The following is a 1,821-nucleotide window of genomic DNA, read 5'->3' as shown; positions in this document are numbered from 1 at the left end:
TTAGCATTCCTGTAGATCGTTATTTTTCGACTTTGAAAAAAATAGGGCTCCTCAGTAAGATATGAGTATAGACACCACTCTAACTCACACTCTAGGAGGAACCCTACTATGAAGTTTAAAATGCAAAACAAACAAAATCAACTAATAGAAAGAATTTCCGTTAAACATCTTATTGTCGGTATAGATATTGCTCAACAATTTCATGTAGCTCGAGCTGTTAATTTCCGTGGAATTGTGGTCGGAGATCCACTCACTTTCGAAAATAATGAAGAAGGATTTGCTAGTTTATTAATATGGATTAAAAATCTACAAAGATTAAACAATCTTGATGAAGCTATAGTTGGGATGGAGCCCACTGGACACTACTGGATTAATCTTTCAAAATGGCTTTTTAAACAAAATATTGTAGTAGTGACAGTAAACCCATATCTAGTAAAAAGGAATAAAGAAAATCGTGATAATACTCAATCAAAAAGCGATAAAAAGGATGCCCTAGTTATCGCTGATATGGTGAAGAACGGATACTACTCTGAAGTTAGGTATACATCAGAATCATTCGAAAAACTTAGGGTTCTTATGTCTAACCGAGATGTAGTAGTTAAACGTCTCGTTAGTTCTATTAATCAATTAAATCGTTGGGTAGATATTGTCTTTCCAGAACTGCGACAGGTATTTAAAGATATTAAAGCTAAAGGGGCAATCGCAACCCTCCGATTATTCCCCTCTCCGGTGGAATTAGAGACACTGCAGCCTGACGACGTTATTGCCGGATGGAAATCAATTATGAAGAGGCAGCCTGGACTAAAAAAGGCTAAATTACTCCTCCAAGTAGCTAGGAAATCCGTTGGTACAAGACAAGCACTTGATGCGTATAAATTTCACCTTGAGCAATTATTAGAGGAATATGATTTAGCTGTAACACAACTCGAAAGAGTTGAAATACAAGTGACCGAAGTATTAAATAAGATCCCATTCGCTAAGAAGTTACTTACCATAAAAGGAATTAGTGAAATTTCTTTAGCTGGCATATTAGGTGAGGCCGGAGACCTAAGTAACTTTTCTCATGGTAATTCTCTACTTCGACATGCAGGATTACACTTAGCCGAAGCAAGCTCAGGTAAGTGGAAAGGACAAATTGTCATTTCAAAGCGTGGAAGGTCGAGACTACGGCGTTTCCTCTTCTTAGCAACCCTGAGCCTAGTAGCAAACAACCCAGAATTTAAAGCATTACACACTCATAATGTTAAAGTAAAGAAAATGAAGAAAATGAAATCAATAATGAAGTTAGTGGGCAAGTTAGCTAGGATTTTTGTTGGTATTTCTCGACGTAATGAATCTTATTGTCGTGAAAAACTCCAACTATTATCGCCTATTGCGGCTTAATAACTTAAAAATCTAAAATTATCGTCCTCTTTTTGAATGGAAACTTAAAATATAACAAACTTGTATTGACCGAAGGTTGGCTTATTCGTAGGATTTCAAATATGTACGGAGTACCAGATTTCTTCAACATAAGGGCACTGACCCATTGGTTTAGCATAACTGGCCTCCACCCCTTGGAATAGGCATGACGAAGGAATGATAGGGCGAATGACCCGTTGAGACATGGGAGGGAAAGCCTCCAGGGGCGGCGTGGAGCATGTACATTATATGGTAAAATATGGAGTAGCAATACACTCCTTTATTTCACTATGCCTTCACGGAGCCATAATGATCTAAACGTATTTCTTTTACGTGTTAACTCTATTTAAAGGGATATGAAATCCTGCGAATAAGCGAGTATTCGGGAGAAAATCGTATTAAACTGAGGGAGTTGAAGAA

Annotated in this window: 1 protein-coding gene; it reads left to right on the top strand. The window is 37.5% G+C overall.

Annotated elements, in window-relative coordinates:
* The first annotated feature begins 108 nt into the window (after positions 1–108).
* On the top strand, positions 109–1,383 hold the full coding sequence (locus V7150_RS03520) for an IS110 family transposase (protein WP_335513643.1): 1,275 nt from the start codon (positions 109–111) through the stop codon (positions 1,381–1,383).
* The last annotated feature ends 438 nt before the right edge of the window (positions 1,384–1,821 follow it).

It is taken from the genome of Neobacillus drentensis (assembly GCF_036965245.1).
Taxonomy (GTDB): domain Bacteria; phylum Bacillota; class Bacilli; order Bacillales; family Cytobacillaceae; genus Neobacillus; species Neobacillus drentensis_G.
This window is presented reverse-complemented; position numbering and strand designations above follow the sequence as displayed.